Origin of the sequence: Phaeodactylibacter luteus, assembly GCF_007993045.1 — a bacterium.
Lineage (GTDB): Bacteria > Bacteroidota > Bacteroidia > Chitinophagales > Saprospiraceae > Phaeodactylibacter > Phaeodactylibacter luteus.
In genome coordinates this window covers 1-783 of record NZ_VOOR01000164.1, presented here as the reverse complement: position 1 = coordinate 783, position 783 = coordinate 1, and the positions used below count along the sequence as shown (strand labels likewise).

Here is a 783-nt window from a genome sequence, read left to right as displayed (position 1 = left end):
TGCCTCCGCAGCACTGCCCAAGTCTCCTACGTAGTAGCTGGCCATGCCTTTCTTCATCAAAGCCAACGGCAACAACCGGTTGTCGTTAGCCCGGCGGGCAAGCACCTCCGCTTTGACCGCATATTCTAAAGCCAGCATTGGTGACGACTGCATACTGCTGTCTGCTGCCTCCAAGAACAGTTGTGCTTTACCAAGGGCATCCGGCCGGCTGGCCTTTCTCCCATCCAGCTGATCTTCCCCCTGCACTGTCCAAGGGGACAGCATCAAGGCAAGCAGAACAATTACCCCCAAATGGCAGGCATGGCCGAGCCTTAAAAATTTTGATTCCATGTGCGAACAACTTCTTTTTTTCAAAGAGCTGCCCATAGTGTCCTTTGACCCAAATATACAGGAATTGCCGAAATACCGCTGCCCGATTGCTAAATCCCTACCATTTTACTATAAAATACTGATATTCCCCCAACGGAAAGGATAGTGCTCAACGGATCAAAAAATAGCGTCGGCTAAAGCCCGATAGGCGCTTTCAGTGCAGTGCTATGCCCTCGTCCCACTGTGCCTATTTCATCGCGTAGGCACCTGGTACCAGGGGTTCATAGCGCACTGTCGCGGTTCGCCCCGCCAAGATATTTTGCACGGGCTGAACTTTGCCCTCCCGCGTTAAAGGATACAAAAAGCCCTGCCCCCATCCACATTGGACAGGAGCAGGGCTCATGCATAGGTGTATTAAAACCGTATGGCCTTACTCTGTAGCAATCATCTGCTTGGTGCCCGTATGCTCACCTA

General features: G+C 51.9%; 1 protein-coding gene. It reads right to left on the bottom strand.

Going from position 1 to position 783, the window contains the following annotated elements:
* On the bottom strand, positions 1 to 330 hold a 330-nt coding region (locus FRY97_RS21965), incomplete at its 3' end, for a hypothetical protein (protein ID WP_147169768.1).
* Positions 331 to 783: the final 453 nt, after the last annotated feature.